Here is a 17,314-nt window from a genome sequence, read left to right on the forward strand (position 1 = left end):
GCCGCCGGCGCGCCGACGAATGAACGCAGGCATTGCAGACACGCGTCACAGCCCTCTTCCCACCGACCGCATCCGCCGCGGTGGTGAGCCTGGCACGCGGCTGCTCGCGCACCAAGTTCGCTCCGCCCGTGGCGCGCGTCACGCACGCTGTGCGCTGTTGCTTGGCGTGACCGTATTGCTAGCGTTGCGCGCGGGCAACGCTGCCGCGCAGGACGGTGGGATGCTCGACGAACGCGTCACGCAGCAATCGATCGGCGACACGATTTGCCGTCCCGGCTATGCGGACACGGTCGCACCACCGTTCGACGAATTGATGGAGCACAAGGACCGTCTGCTCGCCGCGCGCGGCATCGAGGCAGGCAAGGGCGTAACGTTCGCGCTCGACCGGCACGTGCCGATCGTGCTCGGCGGCTCGCCGAATGCGCGTGCCAATCTCGGTCTTCTGCCATGGGCCGGCCCGCAGGGCGAGCGGCGCAAGGCACGCGCGGCGGTCATGCTCAAGCGCTGCGTCTGCGCAGGCAAGCTGAGCCTCGCGCAAGCGCAGGCCACGATCCTCGGCAACTGGTCTACCGTCTATTCGGGCTTCGGCAAAACTTCGTGTGACGTGAGCCCGCTCGATGTCGCGACCGGCGATGACGGCGTAGTCGAAAGCGGCGGCGCCGACGACAGCCGGCCTGCGGACGAGCACGATGGCGCGCGCTGAACGCCGGGCGGGGCGGGATGTATCGACTCGCGTCTGCCCGGGATGGCTTTGCCGGCAGCGCATCATCGGATCGTTGCTCGCGCAGTCATTCGAACCGGCGAGGCTCGCTGTCCGCGATCGGTAGTTCGCAGTCCGCTGACCTCATTTTTTCGGAGAAAGACTATGACCCAATCTCATCTTGCCGGCATCGCGCTGGCGATCGGCTGCCTGTGCGGCAGCACGGCCGCGTCGGCTTCCACGCCCGTGCCTGCGCATTGCACCGGTGCCGATTCGCTCGTGATCCGCGGTGATGTGCCGGCGGCGATCAGCTTCGACGTATACCGGCAGCTGCGCCCGCTGAACGCGCAGCGTGTCGCGCTGTTCCAGGCAGCCGGCACGGTGAAGCATCTGCCCGACGGTCTGCCGGTCTGCGAGATCGCCGATGACGGCGTGGACGATCCGTCAGCGGTGCTGATCCGGCTGCCGCAGGGCGAGAACGCATGGTGGGTGAACGCGGCGAATGTGCAAGCGGCGGACTGATCCGCGCGACCAGCTTGCCTTTCGCGCGCGCTCCCGGAAGATGCCGCCGGGCGACGCGTTTGCGCGCTGGCCGTTCCCGTTGCCGCCGCTATTCGCGGCCAGCGTGGCTGGGCATGCATAGTGCTGATTGAGCCGATGTTTTGTTATTGTCGGCGTGGCTTATTCAGGTACAGTGCATTGACCGACAGGTCTGACCGTTCGGCACGACATCGTGTCACGGTGCTGCCGGTGCCGCCAGAGCTATCCCGACAACAGGTCAGAACTCTCGAAGGAGATTTGAATGATGGCGTTCTATCTGTCATTGCTGGCTCTGGGCGTTGCCGGCGTAGTCGCGATTCGCGGTCTCGCCGTCGCTCATGCAAGGCAGCGCGCGGCGTTGCGACCGGTGCGGATCGAAAGCGCGAGTCGTCAGACTGGCCGCCCCGCGCGGCGAGGGTAGGCCACATGAATCTGACCGTGCGCAATATCGCCGAGTCGTGCAGCGAGCAGGAGGTGCGGGAGTTTCTGACGCGCGAGCTCGGGCATTACGCGAAAAGCGTCGAGGTGGTGGACGCCGGCACACCCGGCGCTTATGCGACGGTCGAACTCGACGCCGATGTGCCGTATGTCGGCGACGTGATCGCGCGGCAGATTCATGGCAAGCTCCTCGGCGGTCAGCAGCTCGAGGCGAGCGCCGATCTGTTTGGCGACGAACCACCTCGCGAACAGTAACCGGCTTCGGCGCCGCGCCGGTTGTCGCTGCCGCAGCCCATTTGCGTGTGCGGCGGGGACGGGCGGCCGCGCATTGCGCGGCAGTGCGCCGGCGCCCGTCGATATCGCCGTGCACGGCCCAACCGCGCTTCGTCGTTCAATAACACGCCACTTTTATCGCGCGGCGCGAACATTGGCTTGGCGGCCGATTGATATCAATGGTCAGTTTTCCGTCTGCGCCAATGAAACATAATGCCTGCTGCGCGCCGGCTTCGTCGCGTTGTTCGCCGTAAGTCAAACGTATTGCGATGAACTATGCGCTGTAATTATTCGCTCGCAAGTGTTGGATACGAGTTGCGAGTGAGACGCCCGCTGCGGCCGATCGGCGCTAATGCGCCGTAATACGTTTTCAGGCGGTGCCGTGCGGATAGTTGGGCAGAAAATCGACGCTGCACCCGATCTTCGCGATTTGCGCCGAATTGCGCGGCGGTATGTCTTCGCGCTGCGATCCTTGCCACGCGGGGCGCCGATCGGTCGGGCGAAGATTTTCGTTTATCCGCGTGAAAGCACGTCCAAAGTATGTCCCGCGGTGGTAACGCTTCAAAATCTCTTGTCCGATGAAACAGCGGTCCTATTCGGCGGTTAAATCAGTGTTATCACTCTAAATCATGTATTAGCTGCTTTTTAGACGGCTCGCGTGCGGCGCAAATCATCGGTTACTGCAACGCATTCGACTATGGGTCGCATTTTCATCGACACGCCGCGACGTGCTGAGTAATATCGTCGTTCCGAGCACCGCGGAAAACCGCGGGCAATCAATAATAATCACGTCTGCGCTAATATGCGATGAACCAACCGGATAGGCCTGGCCAGCCTGGATTGGACCATCTGAATTTCGCCCCGGTCGTTCATCGGTGCGAGATGACGAGGAAGTTGCTTTCACGCGCGATGCCGCGCATACGGCGCGGTGCACATGCTTCGCCGCGGCGCACGCGTCACCCGATACGCGCGTTTGGCGCGATCGCGATCGTATGCGCATGGATAGGCGCGTCGCTCTGCGCAGGGTGCTGCAATGCTGCGCTCGCCGCGCCGCGATATCCGGTCGCGTTGGCACACGTGGCGGCGAAGGCGTCGACGTCGGCGGCGTCCATGGCGAATCCCGCGAGCCGGCCGTTGTCCGTGCTGAACGCGCCAGCCGTCGCCGCGCCCGATGCGCCCGGCGTCCTCGATTCGCGCCGCGCGTTCGTGCTGCGCGACGCCTTTGCGCGGGACGTGGACCGTCGGGTCAAGGTGCCGCCCGCGGAGCAGCGCGCGTACGCCGACCGTCTCGAAGCCGCGCTCGACGCGCATGTGCTTGGCAATGTGTCGGGCGAGTATGTCGTGCTCGTGGACCGCAACGCCAACGTACAGGCGCTCTTCATCTATTTTCGCGCGGCGCCGGCCGACGCGTGGCAGATCATCGGCGCGTCGCCGGTGTCGACCGGGCGGCCCGGCGAGTATGACCACTTCATCACTCCGCTCGGCGTGTTCGAACATACACCCGCCAACATGGATTTCCGTTCGGAGGGTACCGAGAACGAAAACCATATCCGCGGCTACGGCCGACGCGATATGCGCATCTTCGATCTGGGCTGGGCACAGGCCGAGCGCGGCTGGGGCAAGGGCGGCATGTCGCAGATGCGCCTGCAGCTCCATGCAACCGATCCCGCGCGGCTCGAGCCGCTGCTCGGGGTTCGCCATTCCAAGGGTTGCGTGCGGATTCCCGCATCGCTCGACACGTTTCTCGACCACTACGGCATCCTCGACGCCGAATACGCGCAACTCGTCGAGTCCGGCAAATCGCTGTGGGTGCTGAAGAGCGACCGGCAGGTCATGCCGTGGGCGGGGCGTTTTGTCGTCGTGGTCGATTCGCAGCGCAAGGCGCGTCCGGGGTGGGCCCCTGCGCCGCGCGCCATCGCGCGCGCGAGGATGACCGCTCATGCGGATACGGGGGATTGACCGGCGCCGGCACGCAGGGCGAGCGGTGGGTCAGCGGGCCCGTTGACGGGCCGGTTCAGTGACCGGTTCAGCGGCCCGTTCAGCGCCCGGTTCAGTGGCCCACTCAACTGCCGATTCAGCGGCAGCCCGATCAGTAAACTGAAACGCGGCGAGCGACGCCGCTTGGCGCACCTCACGACCGCGCGACCAACACGCCGGCCAGCGCCACCGCGAACCCGGCCATCTGCACTGGCAGCAGCGTCTCGCCGAACCCGACATATCCTTCGAGCGCGGCGAGTGGCGGCGCGAGGAACATCAGCGCGGTCGCGCGCGCCGCGTCGCCGCGCCGGACCATCCATACCAGCAGCGTCACGCTGATGCCGGACAGCATCACGACGCCCCATCCGAGCGATGCCCATAGCGTGGGCGACGCACTCCAGCGATGCTCGCCCAGCGCGAGCGCCAGTGCACCCGCGACGATTGCCGCGCCGACGTTCTGCACGGCGCTGGCGCTGCGGATATCGGCCTTCGCGAGGGACGTCTTCTGGAACAGCGTGCCCGCGGTGATCGCGGCCACCGCGACGATCGACACCAGCACGACCAGCCACGCGGGTGCGCTGCCGTGCGCCGGCGGCGTCGCGGCGGCCAGTTTCGGCGTGAGCACGAGCACGACGCCGGCAAGGCCGAGCGCCATCCCGCTCCAGCCGCGCCGCGAAAGCCGCTCGCCGAACAGCGGCGCGGCGACCGCGGCCGTCGCGAGCGGTTGCAGCGCGCCGAGCAGCGCCATCGCGCCGGCGCTCATGCCCTGCGCGACCGCCCAGTAGCCGGCGCCGAGGTAGACGCCTTGCAGCAGAGCGCCGGCGGCCAGATGCTTGCCGAAGTCGCGCCCCGTCGGCCATGCGGCGCGCGCGACCAATGCGGCGACACTGAACACCGCGGCGGTACCGCCGAAGCGCGCGAGCAGGAACAGATTGGGATCGGCGTAAGGCGTGATCGCGCGAGCGACCACGAAGCCGGTCGACCACAGCACGACGAAAACGGCGGCGATAAAGGAAGCGAACATCGAAATGGGGCGGCGTAAAAAAGCCGCCATCTTGGCGGCAGATGCGGCGTGCGTCTTGTTTGAAGCTGCAATCGGGATGGGAGCCGGCAAAATCGGCATGGCGTTGAAAGAGCGGTGCGTGTGCGCATCGCATTTACGTCGTGCTGCCAGATCGTCGTCGCATCGCCGGGCGTCGGCGTCGGCATCGGCGTTGGCGTTGGCGTTGGCATCGGCGTCGGCGTCGGCATCGGCATCGGCATCGGCATCGGCATCGGCATCGGCATCGGCGTCGGCGTCGGCGTCGGCGTCGGCATCGCCATCGGCGCAGCCGTAGCCGTAGCCACCGGCACCAACGCTAGCGTCGCCGAGCGCTCACCACATCAACAGCGCCGCCCCCGCTCCCAATGCACCGCCGCACACCACGCAGCCCCACAGCAGCCAGCGCGTGCGCCGGTACTCGCGCGCGAGATCGGCGAGCAACTGCGCGTTCTGTCGCGGCGTGCTCGCGCGATCGTGCTGCTGCTGAAGATAGCGCACCGCCAGTTGTGGCATCCGCGGCAGCATATGCGCGAGATGCGGCAGTTCCTGCGAGATGCGCTTGAGCCAGCCGCGATGGTCGACGTCGCGTCGCGCGATATCCGCGAGTACGCCGCGCGCGATGTTCCATGTATCGACGCCGGGATGCAGCGCCCGCGCCAGCATCTCCGCCTGCTGGAACGAACGCTGTGCGTTGGCGAGCCGGCCAGGCACGTGGCCGTCGAACGGCAGCACGCCCTGCAGCAAATGATGAAACAGGGAACCCGCCGAGCGGTCTTGCGGCTCCGCCGCGAAGTGCGCTTCGGCGCGCGTGCGCAACTCTGCTTCGAGCATTTCCGCGCGCGTGTCGTGCGGCACGTGGCCGGCATCGCGATGCATGTCGGCCAGCCGTCCGTACTGCTGGTCGAACAGCGCGGTCGCGCCATGCACGAAGAACTCGCGCTCGCCGCTCGACAGCGTCGACATGATCGAAAATTCCGCGAGCACCAGCCGCCCGAGCGTCTCGGGTTCGATGCTCACGCGCACCCGCCGCGCGTCGAGCGTCGCGTGGAAGAAGCCGTGCTCGAACGCCTGCTGCGTGACTACTTCGACGATATGCGCGGCGAGCGGCGCGAGCTTGATCCGATGCGCGTGCAGGCCCGCCAGATCGCTTACCGGCAGCGTATTGATCCGCTGCGTCGTCAGCGTGTGGCCGGTACACAGTTCCCAGATCACGTCCGGTATGACCACGCGGCGGTCGCCGTCGAAATGGTGGCCGGTCTGGCTCAGGTTTGCGGCTTCCGCGCGCAGATCGAAGCGGCGCAGGAGGTCGTCGGTGAAGGTTTGCGCGAGTGAGCGAAGTTGCAGGCGCCGCGCGGTGCGCGACAGCTTTTCGAGCCAGCGCGCGACCCAGCGCAGCAGCGCGAGTTCGTCGCCGATCTGTTGCAACTGCTGCGCACGCACGAGTTTGATCGCCACTTCGCGATGGCCTTTGAGCGGCACCGCGAGCCGCGCGAAATGCGTCTGCTCCGCCAGGCCGCCGCGCACCGGCACGAGATCGACCGCGCTGAACAGCTCGGCGAGCGGACGGCCGAACGCGCGCGTCAATGCTTCTGCCGACTCGGCCGGCGGCAGCGGCGCTTCCAGATGATCGACCGCGTCGATCGCGTCGTGCAGCGTGCTGCTCGCGAGTTCGGGGCGTTCCGCAAGCGTTTGCGCGACACGGCTCGCGAGCGGCCCGAGTGTCGGCATTACGCGGTGCAAACGCTCGCCGCCGCGTCCCGACGCATGCAGGCGGCCGACCAGCTCGATCATCCAGTGCAGTTTGTGCTCACGCGGGGCGGCGAGCCAGATCAGGCGCGCGCCATAACGCAGCGCATGGAACAGCAGCAGTAGACGGCGAGACAGTGGCGGCATTGGCAATTCGGTTGATGGGCGATACGGAGGCGCGGGGCATGGATAGGGAGCGGGCTGCGGCGAGGTGGCGGCTGCCGGCTCGCTGTCCCATCCCCGCCCATCCCAGCGCAGCCCGGACGCCAAGGTTAGCAGGTCGGCGGCCCGGCCTCTACCAACAGCAACAACGCGTACTACAATACGCCGGCCTTCCTCAACCACGGCGAAACCCACGCGTGCCGGCTTCCGGTCTTCATAGATGCTCGCAGAACAACGTCATCAATACATCCTCGCGCAAGTCGCAAAAAACGGTGCGCTCTCGGTTGCGGAACTGGTGCGCGAACTGAGCGTGTCGCGCGAGACGATCCGGCGCGACCTCAACGCTCTGGCCGGCCGCGGCCTGATCGTCACGACGCACGGCGGCGCATTGTCGAACGAGCGGCGCGAGCCCGATCTCGATACGCGCGAAGCCGAAAACGCGGGCGCCAAGCGCGCGATCGGCGAGCGCGCGGCCGAGTTCGTGCCGGACGGCGCATCGCTGATCATCGATTCCGGCAGCACCACGCAGGCGGTCGCGCGGGCGCTGCTCGACCGGCATCGGCTGACGGTCTACACGAACGACTGGCGCATCGCGCTGCTTCTCGGCCGGCGCAACGACAATCGCGTAACGCTGCTCGGCGGCGAGCTGTCGGATATCGAAGATGCGACGTTCGGGCTCGACACGGTGCACCAGCTCACGCAGTACCACGCGGACTTCGCGTTTATCGGCGCGGGCGGTATCTCGCCGGACGGCTATCTGAGCGATTACAGCCGCATGGCCGCCGAGGTGCGCAGCCGGATGATCGCCGCGGGCGACACGGTGGTGATCGTCGCCGATCATTCGAAGTTCGGACGCGTGACGCCGGTACGGATCAACGGCATCGAGTCCGCGCGTTATCTGGTCACCGAACTGGCGCCGGAGCGTGCGCTTGGCAACGCGATCATGGCGCACGGGCCGGAAATTCTGATCGCGTGACGTGCGACGCACGCGTGCACAGGGGTGCGCATCCCATTCGACTGCCGTCGCTCAATTCCGCTACCCGGAATCTAGCCGTGCCGCCGCAAGCTGCCCCGCAGCCCGAACGGCATCGTCAACCGGCCGCCGACACGGGCAAACCCAGGCCGGTCGAAAGACCTGCCGCCACGAGGCTATGCCAAGCCTCGGCGAGTCCATGCCCCGGCCGCCAAAACGTCAACCAAAAGAGCCTGGCGTCTGTCTGCAAAACACCGAGCGGGCGGGCAAGATACGCGCGCTTGTGCAGAAACCGCCCGCGACAGGCAACCCGGGTGGCGAGCGCGCCGCGCACCGCTCGCTCGCTGGCGCCTGCGAGCGCCAATCTTGTCACCCGCGCCGCACAATTTCCCGAAGCACCCTGCATACATCGCCATTTTTGCCATGTACGATCCACACGGGATCGGCGCGCGCGCATCCGGTTTCGGCTCGGGGCGCAGCTTGGGTTCGTTGCTTAATTTGGCGAATTGTGTCGATTTTTGGAATTCGACAGAATGGTCACGGCGTTGTCATTGAAACCTGTGATTCTTGCGTGCCCGTTCTGCTAAGGATGCAGCGTGAGTCTCGCAGGCCGCCGCCACCGTTGCCGGACGAGAGGCGGCAAAGTTGTTGGCAATCTGCAATTCACGACAGGCCGGTGCGGCGACAGCCGCGGGCAATGCACAAGCGGCGCGGTGCGAGCCGCAGTTCAATCACAACGGGTATGGGGTCATCCCGACCGTCCGGTTTTTTTGCTTTTCGGAGATCGACATGAAAAAGACGAATTCTGTTCACGCGGCGGCCGGCTTCGCGCGCAAACTGCTGCCGGCCCTGGTTGCGGCCGCCGCGTTCGGCGGTGTCGCGGTGCAAGCCCATGCGGCCGATGCGGTGGTGCTGTACACCGCCGACGGCCTCGAAAATCTGTATAAGGACGTGCTGCCGGCCTTCGAAAAGAAGGAAGGCGTGAAGGTCAATATCGTCACGGCCGGTAGCGGCGAAGTCGTGAACCGCGCGACGATCGAGAAGGATCAGCCGAAGGCCGACGTGCTGGTCACGCTGCCGCCGTTCATCCAGCAAGCCGACCAGAGCGGTCTGCTGCAGGCGTATCAGAGCGTCAATTACAAGAACGTGCCGGCCATCGCGAAAGCGTCGAATGGCGCGTGGGCCACGTTCGTGAACAACTACTTCTCGTTCGCGATCAACCCGGAAGTCACGAAGACGCAGCCGAAGACCTTCGCCGATCTGCTGCACCCGGACTTCAGCGGCAAGGTCGCGTACTCGAATCCGGCCACCGCCGGCGACGGCATGGCCGTGATCATCCTGACCTCGTCGCTGATGGGCGAGGACAAGGCATTCGACTATCTGAAGAAACTCGAGCAGAGCGCCAAGTTCCACACCAAAGGCACGGGTTACCTCGACGTGCTGCTCTCGCGTAACGAAATCGCGGTCGCCAACGGCGATCTGCAGATGGACCTCGACGACGCCGCCAACGGCGGTCTGTCGCTCAAGCCGGTGTTCCTGGCCGCCGAGCCGGGCGGCCAGCCGACCACGTTCCAGCTGCCGTACGCGATCGGGCTGATCAAGAACGGCCCGAACCAGGCCGAGGGCAAGAAGCTGATCGACTATCTGATGTCGACCGAAGTGCAGTCGAAGGTGCCGGACATCTTCGGCATCCCGGGCCGCAGCGACGTGCCGCTCGCCGGCAAGAACGGCGCAGCGGTCAAGCAGGCGATCAGCGGCGTGAAGCTGATTCCGGTCGACTGGAACCATGTGATGACGAAGAAGGCCGACTGGACCGCGCGCTGGAAAAACGACGTGATCGGTTCGTCGGACAAGCAGCTGGAAGTCGTCAAGCCGAAGTAAACGGCCGCGGCAAATCGCCAATCGCATGAGCGGCTCGTCGCCGGACGAGCCGCGGTACGCGAAGCGATCGATGTAACCGATTCAGGCGGCGCTTTGCCGAGGGTGGGGCCAGCGGTGTGGGCCCGGCCTCGCGCGGTGCCGCGTCAGCTTTAATTCTGTTGGAGGAAGACCCCGGTGAATACGGCCAGTCTCGCTCACCCAAACGCGCCTGGCGCTTCACTGGATGCGCTCGATGCCGCGCGTTCGGACCTGCCGGGCGGCGTGCAAATCGATCACCTGACGGTGCGCTTCGGCACGCGCACCGTGCTTGACGACATGTCGTTGACCATCCAGCGCGGCGAGTTGCTCACCGTGCTCGGCCGCAGCGGCTGCGGCAAGACCACGCTGCTGCGTTTCATCGCCGGCTTTATCGAGGCGGACGGTCTCGCCGGCACGCTGAGCGTCGCTGGCCACGACCTCACCCATGTGCCGCCGCACAAGCGCAATCTCGGTCTGCTGTTTCAGAGCTATGCGCTGTTTCCGCATCTGTCGGTATTCGAGAACGTCGCGTTCGGCTTGCGCGCGCGCCGCATTCGCGCGCGCGATGTCGCACGCCGCGTCGCCGATGCGCTGAAGCTGGTGCAACTCGGCGACGCTGGCCACGTGATGCCCGCGCAACTGTCGGGCGGCATGCAGCAGCGCGTGGCGCTCGCGCGAGCGCTCGTGATCGAGCCCGACGTGCTGCTGCTCGACGAACCGCTGTCCGCGCTCGACGCCAATCTGCGGGCGTCGGTGCGTTCCGAACTGAAAGCGCTGCATGAGCGCCTGCCGGATCTGACGATTCTCTGCGTCACGCACGATCAGGACGATGCGCTGGTGCTGTCCGACCGTACGCTGCTGATGCGCGACGGGCGCATCGCCCAGCTCGGCACACCGCAGCAGCTGTACGACACGCCGGCCGATGGTTTCGTCGCGCGTTATCTGGGCGCGGCCAATCTGTTGCCGTCGCAAATCGCGTTCGGCATGGACGACGTGCGCCACAACGAGCGCGAGCGGGTTGCCTGTCTGCGTCCGGAGTCGTTGCGCATCGTGCCGCTCGGCGAAGGCCATCTGCATGGCGCGATCGCCTCGGTCGAATGGTATGGCGCGGTGCTGTCGGTCTCGGTCGTGCTGGACGCGTTACCGGACGAGCCCGTGCTCGTGACGATGCAGCGCGGCCACGGCATGTCGCCGCAGAAAGGCGCGCGAGTTTCCCTGCGTTACGAGGCTGACGATGTCGTCCTTATCAAGCCCTGATACGCGCGCGCCGCACGGCCTGCCCGCCGAAGCCGAAGCCGAGGCGGCCGCCGCCGTGCGCCGGCTCGCGAGCGCTGCGGCGCACACGGCCGCGGCGAAACGGCGAGAACGCCTCGCGCAATGGCATCTGCTATTCATCGCGGTCGTGGTGCTCGGCCCGCTCGTCATCTATCCGCTGGTGCGGCTCGTGATGCTGAGCCTCACCGGCGCGCACGGGATCAGCGTCCACGCGTACGTGACCTTCTTCGGCAATCCCGAAACGCGCGGGGTGATCGGCACGACGCTCGGCATTCTGTTCGCTAGCGCGAGCCTCGCTTCGCTGCTCGGCGTCGCGCTGGCGGCGCTGCTGTTCTTCAAGCCGTTTCCCGGTGCGCGGATGGTCACGCGCTTTCTCGAACTGTTCGTCGCGTTCCCGTCGTTTCTCGTCGCGTTCACGCTGATCTTCCTGTACGGCTCGCAGGGCTCGGTCAGCATCGGACTGCAGCGGCTCTTCAATCTGCAGAACCCGCCGCTCGACTTTCTGTTCGGCATCGGCGGCGTGATTCTCGCGGAAGTGGTGTTCTATACGCCGTTCGTCGTGCGGCCGACCTTAGCGTCGTTCGCGCTACTCGACCAGCGGCTGATCGAAGCCGCGCGCAGCCTCGGCGCAAATGGCTTGATGGTCGCGTATCGGGTGATCCTGCCGCTTGCGTGGCCGGGCATCGCGGCTGGCACGATCCTGTGTTTTCTGCTGACGCTGAACGAGTTCGGCATCCTGCTGGTGCTCGGCAGCGCACATCTGATCACGCTGCCGGTGGCGATCTATAGCGCTGCGACCGTTGATCTCGATCTGCCGACCGCCGCCGCCGGCGCGGTCGTGATGCTGCTGATGTCGTTGTCGCTGTATGCGCTATACCGGCGCGTCAATAGCCGCAGGGTAAAAGGAGCCGGTCATGGCCGTTGAACTCGAACCGACCGTGCTGCCGGTGATGCACAAGAAGGGCCGGCCAGTGCGGCACAGCCTCGTGGTGCGCTTATTGGGCGGTCTGTTTCTCGGCTTCGCCGCGCTGCTGTGTTTCTGGCTGTTCGTGCTGCCGGTGCTGGTCGTCGCGCTGTCCAGCGTCGCGTCGCACTGGTCCGGCACGATCCTGCCCGACGGCTTCAGCACGCGCTGGTTCGAGCGGCTGAGTTCGAGCGACTTCGACGCGCTGACCACCAGTCTGGAACTTGGCATGGGCGTCGCGGTGCTCGGCACCGCGATCGGGCTGTGGCTCGCGCTTGCGCTCGAAGGACGCGACCGGCGCGGCCTCGGTGCCGTCGTCGATACGATCGCGATGATGCCCAACGGCGTGCCGAGCGTGGTGCTCGGCCTCGCGGTACTGATCGCGTATCACAAGCGGCCGCTCGATCTGTCGAGTTCCGCAGCCATCGTCGTGTTCGTGCAACTCGCGCTGGTGCTGCCGTTCTGCTACCGCTGCGCGGCCGCCGCGCTGCGCCCGGAACTGACCGTGCTGCGCGAGGCGGCCGCGAGCCTCGGCGCACCGCCGTCGATGGTGCTGCGCCGCGTCGTGCTGCCGCAACTGGTGCCGGCGATTCGCGCGAGTCTCGCGCTGGGTTTCGCGCTGTCGCTCGGCGAACTCGGGGCGACGCTGACCGTATATCCGCCCGGTTTCGCGACGGTGCCGATCGTCGTCGTAGGGCAGGTAGAGCGCGGCTATTATCTGCCGGCTTCCGCGCTGTCGCTGATTCTGCTGCTGGTGTCGCTGGTCGCGCTGCTGCTGATCGCGGCACGCGCTCCCCGCCGCCGGATCGACTGATGGCCGGCCCGCCAATGCACTAACTCGACGTTGCGCGCGGGTGTGCGCGAAGACTGCCGCGTTTCGATATTCGTGTGGCAAAAAATGTCAAAGTGACCGAAAATATGCATTCAGCCTGCGTCGATCGGATCGAGGTCGTGCGCCGGCATTCGTTGACCACGCTGGTGCGTGACGAAATCGAGCGGCATATCGTGGACGGTACGCTCGCGCCGGGCGACAAGCTCAACGAAGCTGACTGGGCGGCGCGTCTGCAGGTGTCGCGCGGACCGGTGCGCGAGGCGTTCCGCGCGCTCGAACAGGCCGGTCTCGTGCATACCGAGAAGAATCGCGGTGTGTTCGTGAGGACGGTGTCGCTGGCGGAGGCGGACGAGATCCATGCGGTGCGCGCGGTACTCGAAGAGGCGGCGTGCCGGATGCTGGCCGCGCGCATCGACGCCGGCACGCTCGCGCTGCTACGCAGCTGGGTCGACACGATGCGCGCCGCGCTCGCATCGCCAGATTACGACGCGTACGCGCGCGCGAACGTCGCGTTTCACAACGCGCTCGTTGCGGCGGCGGGCAACGTAAAACTGTACGACACGTATCGAAGACTGGTCAGCGAGTTGAGCCTGTTCCGGCGAGTCGCGCTGGTGGCGGACGCCGCCGCGATGGAGCGCTCGCTTGCCGGGGCTCGCGCGATTTTGACCGCGCTCGCTTCGCGCGAAGCGGAGCGAGCCGCCGCACTGATGCACGCGCATCTGAACGGCGGCTTGCCGCATGCGCATGTGGCGGGCGAATCGGCCAGCAAGGCGGCGCGCGATGCGCCTTGGTGATGCAGCGGTTGCCGGGGCTGGCGCGACGGCGGCATCGGCGCTCGGCTCGGGCGGGAAGATGAAGACGAAGCTGCAATGGCGATCCGGCAACGCAACTCCGGCAAGACTGCTGGCACGGCAATGCGGTATGACACCCGGCATGACAACGTGGCAATGGGAAACCTGGCGATGACACATTTGGATCAACGCGCGATCGAGGTCAACGGCCGCCGCTATCGGTTGCCGTCGCAACCGACCGTCGTCATCTGTGTCGACGGCTGCGAGTTCGCATATCTCGAAGCGGCGGTCGCGGCAGGCGTCGCGCCGTTCATCGCTTCGATGCTCGAGGGCGGCGGGGCTTTCCGCGCCGACTGCGTGATTCCGTCGTTCACCAACCCGAACAACGTATCCATCGTGACCGGCGTGCCGCCGTCGCTGCACGGCATCTGCGGCAACTACTTCTGGGATCCGGACGCGGACGCCGGCGCGGGCGCGGCGGTGATGATGAACGACCCCGCCTATCTGCGCACCGGCACGCTGCTCGCGGCGGCCGCCGACGCCGGCGCCGCGGTCGCCGTCGTCACCGCGAAGGACAAACTGCGCGGCCTGCTCGGCTGGCAGTTGAAGGGCATCTGCTTCTCGGCAGAGAAAGCCGACAAGGTCACGCGCGAGCAAAACGGCATCGGCGACGTGCTCGGTCTGGTCGGCCTGCCGCTGCCCGACGTGTACAGCGCGGGGCTATCCGAATTCGTGTTCGCGGCCGGTGTGCAACTCGCGCAGACGCGCAAGCTCGACCTGATGTATCTGTCGACCACCGACTACATCCAGCACAAATTGGCGCCCGGCACCGAAGGCGCGAACGCGTTCTACGCGATGATGGACGGCTACCTCGCGAAGCTCGACGCGCTCGGCTGGGTGATCGGCCTCACCGCCGATCACGGGATGAACGCGAAGCATGATCCGCAAACCGGCGAGCCGAACGTGATCTATCTGCAGGACCTGCTCGACGACTGGCTCGGCGAGTCGGCGGCGCGGGTGATCCTGCCGATCACCGATCCGTACGTCGTGCATCACGGCGCGCTCGGGTCCTTCGCGACGGTTTATCTGCCGCGCGATCTCGACGCCGCGCAGGTTGTTGCGCGGATCGGGCTGCTGCCGGGCATCGAAGCCGTGCTCGAGCGGCGTGCCGCGTGTGTCCGTTTCGAGCTGCCCGAAGATCGCATCGGCGATATCGTGGTGATCGGCACGAAGCACGTGGTGCTCGGCACCCGACGCGACGAGCATGACCTGTCCGGGCTGACCGTGCCGTTGCGCTCGCACGGCGGGATTTCGGAGCAGGAGGTGCCGTTGCTATTCAACCGGCGCGTTCAGGCGCTCGCCGACGACGGCAGCGAAGGCAAAAGACTGCGCAACTTCGATATCTTCGACGTCGCGCTCAATCGCGTGTCGGCAGCATGAACACAGCGCTGCGGGACCACCCGGCGTTTCGCGCTGAAGCGCTACGGCTCGGCGGCGAGCGCGCGACGCGCGCGCGCACTCTTGGGGTGGTCGATCCTTATACCGGCATGCGTGTCGGTACGGTGCCGCTTGCGAGTGTCGACGACGTGCGCGCCGCGTTCGCTTACGCGGCCGCTTACCGCCCGATGCTGTCGCGCTACGAGCGCTCGCAGATTCTGGAACGCGCGGCCACGCTGCTGCGTGAGCGCGTCGAAGAAGCGTCGGATCTGATTTCGCTCGAATCGGGTCTGTCGAAACAGGACTCGCGTTATGAGATCGGTCGCGTCGCGGACGTGTTCCGATTTGCGTCGATCGAAGCGTTGCGCGACGACGGCCAGAGCTTCTCCTGTGATCTCACGCCGCACGGCGCGAAGCGGCGCGTGTTCTCGCAGCGCGAACCACTGGCGGGCGTGATCGTCGCGATCACGCCGTTCAACCATCCGATGAACCAGGTCGCGCACAAGGTCGCGCCGGCTATTGCGACGAATAACCGGGTGGTGCTGAAGCCGTCTGAGAAGGTGCCGCTGTCGGCGCTTTATCTTGCCGACGTGCTGTACGAAGCGGGTTTGCCCGCACCGATGCTGCAGGTGCTGACCGGCGATCCGCGGGAAATCGCCGATGAGCTGATCACGCATGAATCGGTCGATCTGGTCACGTTTACCGGTGGGGTGGCGATTGGCAAATACATCGCTGCGAAGGCTGCGTACCGGCGCGTCGTGCTGGAACTGGGCGGCAACGATCCGCTGATCGTGCTGGACGACGCCGACCTCGAACGCGCGGCGACGCTCGCGGTGCAGGGCTCGTATAAGAATTCGGGACAGCGTTGCACCGCGGTCAAGCGGATGCTGGTGCAAAAGCGCGTGGTGGCGGATTTCACCGAGCTTGTCGTCGAGAAGACGCGCGCTTGGTCGTTCGGTGATCCGTTTGATGCGGCAAATCAGATGGGTACGGTGATCGATGCGACGGCCGCGCAGCTTTTCGAGGCGCGCGTGAACGAGGCGGTGGCGGGCGGGGCGCGTCTGCTGATTGGCAACGAGCGCAACGGTGCGCTGTATGCGCCGACCGTGCTCGACCACGTCGATCCGGCCATGACGCTCGTGCGCGAGGAAACGTTCGGGCCGGTGTCGCCGATTATCGCGTTCGATACGCTCGACGACGCCATTCGCATCAGCAACGGGACGCGGTTCGGCTTGTCGTCGGGCGTGTGTACGAACCGGCAGGACGCGATCACGCGCTTCATCAACGAATTGCGTGTGGGGACAGTCAACGTCTGGGAAGTGCCGGGTTACCGGATCGAGTTGACGCCCTTCGGCGGCATCAAGGATTCGGGGCTCGGCTACAAGGAAGGCGTTCAGGAAGCGATGAAAAGCTTCACGAATCTGAAGACCTTTTCGTTACCGTGGGAGTAATAGAGTGGCATTGAGTCTGGACGATATCCGTTCGCTGTTCGAGCGATACGGCAGTCTTGCGTATAGCGGCGAGCCGGTGACGCAACTCGAGCACGCGTTGCAGAGCGGTGCGCTCGCCGAACAGGCGGGCGCGAGCGATGAACTGATCGCCGCGGCGGTTTTGCACGATCTCGGGCATCTGCTCAATCTGCAGGGTGAAACGCCGACGCAGCGTGGTGTCGACGATCTGCACCAGTATTACGCCCTGCCATTCTTGCGGCCGGTGCTGCCGGATGCGGTGCTGGAGCCGATTCGCCTGCACGTCGATGCGAAGCGGTGCCTGTGCGCAATTGACGCGACTTATTTCGGTCAGCTTTCCGCCGATTCGGTGCGGAGCCTGGAGTTGCAGGGCGGCGTTTTCAGCAAGGAGGAGGCCGAGGCGTTCCTGGGCAAGCCCTATGCCGAGGATGCCTTGCGTCTACGTAAATGGGACGACCGCGCAAAAGAGAAAGATCGTGAAACGCCGGATGTTGATCATTATCTTTGTATTGTCGAGCGGGTGATGCACAGGCATGTCACTGTCTGAGGATTCTCTTCGGGTGACGCCGCATCGTGCCTGGTCCTGCGACTCGCTTTTGTTCTTCTGTTCGTTCTCCTTCGCCTCCCGGGGCGGACATTGTTGCGCCGAAATAAGGCTTGCAAGCCCCGACTTGGGCGGCTAGAATTCCGCTCTTTCGTGCTCCGGACGCCGGGGCGCGGGGAAGCGGGAGAGCCTTTAAGGGCAAGGGCTTGAGCGACGTGAACGGGTTGGGCAGGTGATAAAAACCAGTTGACG

General features: G+C 65.8%; 15 protein-coding genes. 13 read left to right on the forward strand and 2 right to left on the reverse strand.

Annotation, left to right across the window (positions count from 1 at the left end; genetic code table 11):
- Positions 1-19: 19 nt before the first annotated feature.
- The 4 genes from VGH68_RS01700 (at position 20) to VGH68_RS01715 (ending at position 3,910) form a co-directional block, all read left to right on the forward strand.
- Complete coding sequence (locus tag VGH68_RS01700) at positions 20-703, forward strand: hypothetical protein (RefSeq protein ID WP_331601785.1); 684 nt, start codon at positions 20-22, stop codon at positions 701-703.
- Positions 704-865: 162 nt separating this feature from the next.
- A complete protein-coding gene (locus VGH68_RS01705) occupies positions 866-1,222 on the forward strand; it encodes a hypothetical protein (protein WP_331601771.1) in 357 nt (118 codons plus the stop codon).
- 444 nt (positions 1,223-1,666) lie between these two features.
- Complete coding sequence (locus tag VGH68_RS01710) at positions 1,667-1,933, forward strand: RNA-binding protein (RefSeq protein WP_331601772.1); 267 nt, start codon at positions 1,667-1,669, stop codon at positions 1,931-1,933.
- Positions 1,934-2,758: 825 nt separating this feature from the next.
- Positions 2,759-3,910, forward strand: a complete 1,152-nt coding sequence (locus VGH68_RS01715) for a L,D-transpeptidase (RefSeq protein WP_331601773.1) — start codon at positions 2,759-2,761, stop codon at positions 3,908-3,910.
- A gap of 172 nt (positions 3,911-4,082) precedes the next feature.
- Here the strand turns inward: VGH68_RS01715 and VGH68_RS01720 are convergent, their stop codons facing one another.
- The gene (locus VGH68_RS01720) at positions 4,083-4,952 is read right to left on the reverse strand and encodes a DMT family transporter (protein ID WP_331601774.1); all 870 of its coding nucleotides are present in this window, start codon (positions 4,950-4,952) and stop codon (positions 4,083-4,085) included.
- A gap of 351 nt (positions 4,953-5,303) precedes the next feature.
- Positions 5,304-6,863 carry an ABC1 kinase family protein gene (locus tag VGH68_RS01725; RefSeq protein ID WP_331601775.1) on the reverse strand — a complete coding sequence of 520 codons (1,560 nt, stop codon included), beginning with the start codon at positions 6,861-6,863 and terminating at the stop codon, positions 5,304-5,306.
- 235 nt (positions 6,864-7,098) lie between these two features.
- Here VGH68_RS01725 and VGH68_RS01730 point away from each other — a divergent pair, with 235 nt between their 5' ends.
- The 9 genes from VGH68_RS01730 (at position 7,099) to VGH68_RS01770 (ending at position 17,065) form a co-directional block, all read left to right on the forward strand.
- Positions 7,099-7,854 carry a DeoR/GlpR family DNA-binding transcription regulator gene (locus VGH68_RS01730; protein WP_331601776.1) on the forward strand — a complete coding sequence of 252 codons (756 nt, stop codon included), beginning with the start codon at positions 7,099-7,101 and terminating at the stop codon, positions 7,852-7,854.
- A gap of 786 nt (positions 7,855-8,640) precedes the next feature.
- Positions 8,641-9,732, forward strand: a complete 1,092-nt coding sequence (phnS, locus tag VGH68_RS01735; RefSeq protein WP_331601777.1) for a 2-aminoethylphosphonate ABC transporter substrate-binding protein — start codon at positions 8,641-8,643, stop codon at positions 9,730-9,732.
- Positions 9,733-9,906: 174 nt separating this feature from the next.
- Entirely contained in the window at positions 9,907-11,007 is a 1,101-nt protein-coding gene (gene phnT, locus VGH68_RS01740; protein WP_331601778.1) for a 2-aminoethylphosphonate ABC transport system ATP-binding subunit PhnT, read from the forward strand.
- Complete coding sequence (locus VGH68_RS01745) at positions 10,985-11,950, forward strand: 2-aminoethylphosphonate ABC transporter permease subunit (RefSeq protein WP_331601779.1); 966 nt, start codon at positions 10,985-10,987, stop codon at positions 11,948-11,950. The genes phnT and VGH68_RS01745 overlap by 23 nt, the downstream gene beginning before the upstream one ends.
- Complete coding sequence (gene phnV / locus VGH68_RS01750; protein WP_331601780.1) at positions 11,940-12,803, forward strand: 2-aminoethylphosphonate ABC transport system, membrane component PhnV; 864 nt, start codon at positions 11,940-11,942, stop codon at positions 12,801-12,803. The genes VGH68_RS01745 and phnV overlap by 11 nt, the downstream gene beginning before the upstream one ends.
- Before the next feature lie 104 nt (positions 12,804-12,907).
- Positions 12,908-13,615, forward strand: a complete 708-nt coding sequence (locus VGH68_RS01755; RefSeq protein ID WP_331601781.1) for a phosphonate utilization associated transcriptional regulator — start codon at positions 12,908-12,910, stop codon at positions 13,613-13,615.
- 168 nt (positions 13,616-13,783) lie between these two features.
- Entirely contained in the window at positions 13,784-15,052 is a 1,269-nt protein-coding gene (phnA, locus tag VGH68_RS01760) for a phosphonoacetate hydrolase (RefSeq protein ID WP_331601782.1), read from the forward strand.
- Positions 15,049-16,500 (forward strand): phosphonoacetaldehyde dehydrogenase, encoded by a 1,452-nt coding sequence (gene phnY / locus VGH68_RS01765; RefSeq protein ID WP_331601783.1) that lies wholly within the window; start codon positions 15,049-15,051, stop codon positions 16,498-16,500. Before phnA ends, phnY begins: the two co-directional genes overlap by 4 nt.
- A 4-nt stretch (positions 16,501-16,504) precedes the next feature.
- Complete coding sequence (locus VGH68_RS01770; RefSeq protein ID WP_331601784.1) at positions 16,505-17,065, forward strand: phosphonate degradation HD-domain oxygenase; 561 nt, start codon at positions 16,505-16,507, stop codon at positions 17,063-17,065.
- The last annotated feature ends 249 nt before the right edge of the window (positions 17,066-17,314 follow it).

It is taken from the genome of Paraburkholderia sp., from assembly GCF_036488505.1.
Taxonomy (GTDB): domain Bacteria; phylum Pseudomonadota; class Gammaproteobacteria; order Burkholderiales; family Burkholderiaceae; genus Paraburkholderia.

Coding starts and splice junctions, on each gene's coding strand:
- VGH68_RS01710 (WP_331601772.1), top strand. CDS start 1,667: ATGAATCTGACCGTGCGCAATATCGCCGAGTCGTGCAGCGAGCAGGAG.
- VGH68_RS01755 (WP_331601781.1), top strand. CDS start 12,908: ATGCATTCAGCCTGCGTCGATCGGATCGAGGTCGTGCGCCGGCATTCG.
- phnS (WP_331601777.1), top strand. CDS start 8,641: ATGAAAAAGACGAATTCTGTTCACGCGGCGGCCGGCTTCGCGCGCAAA.
- VGH68_RS01745 (WP_331601779.1), top strand. CDS start 10,985: ATGTCGTCCTTATCAAGCCCTGATACGCGCGCGCCGCACGGCCTGCCC.
- phnY (WP_331601783.1), top strand. CDS start 15,049: ATGAACACAGCGCTGCGGGACCACCCGGCGTTTCGCGCTGAAGCGCTA.
- VGH68_RS01730 (WP_331601776.1), top strand. CDS start 7,099: ATGCTCGCAGAACAACGTCATCAATACATCCTCGCGCAAGTCGCAAAA.
- VGH68_RS01725 (WP_331601775.1), bottom strand. CDS start 6,863: ATGCCGCCACTGTCTCGCCGTCTACTGCTGCTGTTCCATGCGCTGCGT.
- phnA (WP_331601782.1), top strand. CDS start 13,784: ATGACACATTTGGATCAACGCGCGATCGAGGTCAACGGCCGCCGCTAT.
- VGH68_RS01715 (WP_331601773.1), top strand. CDS start 2,759: ATGAACCAACCGGATAGGCCTGGCCAGCCTGGATTGGACCATCTGAAT.
- VGH68_RS01700 (WP_331601785.1), top strand. CDS start 20: ATGAACGCAGGCATTGCAGACACGCGTCACAGCCCTCTTCCCACCGAC.
- VGH68_RS01720 (WP_331601774.1), bottom strand. CDS start 4,952: ATGTTCGCTTCCTTTATCGCCGCCGTTTTCGTCGTGCTGTGGTCGACC.
- VGH68_RS01705 (WP_331601771.1), top strand. CDS start 866: ATGACCCAATCTCATCTTGCCGGCATCGCGCTGGCGATCGGCTGCCTG.
- phnV (WP_331601780.1), top strand. CDS start 11,940: ATGGCCGTTGAACTCGAACCGACCGTGCTGCCGGTGATGCACAAGAAG.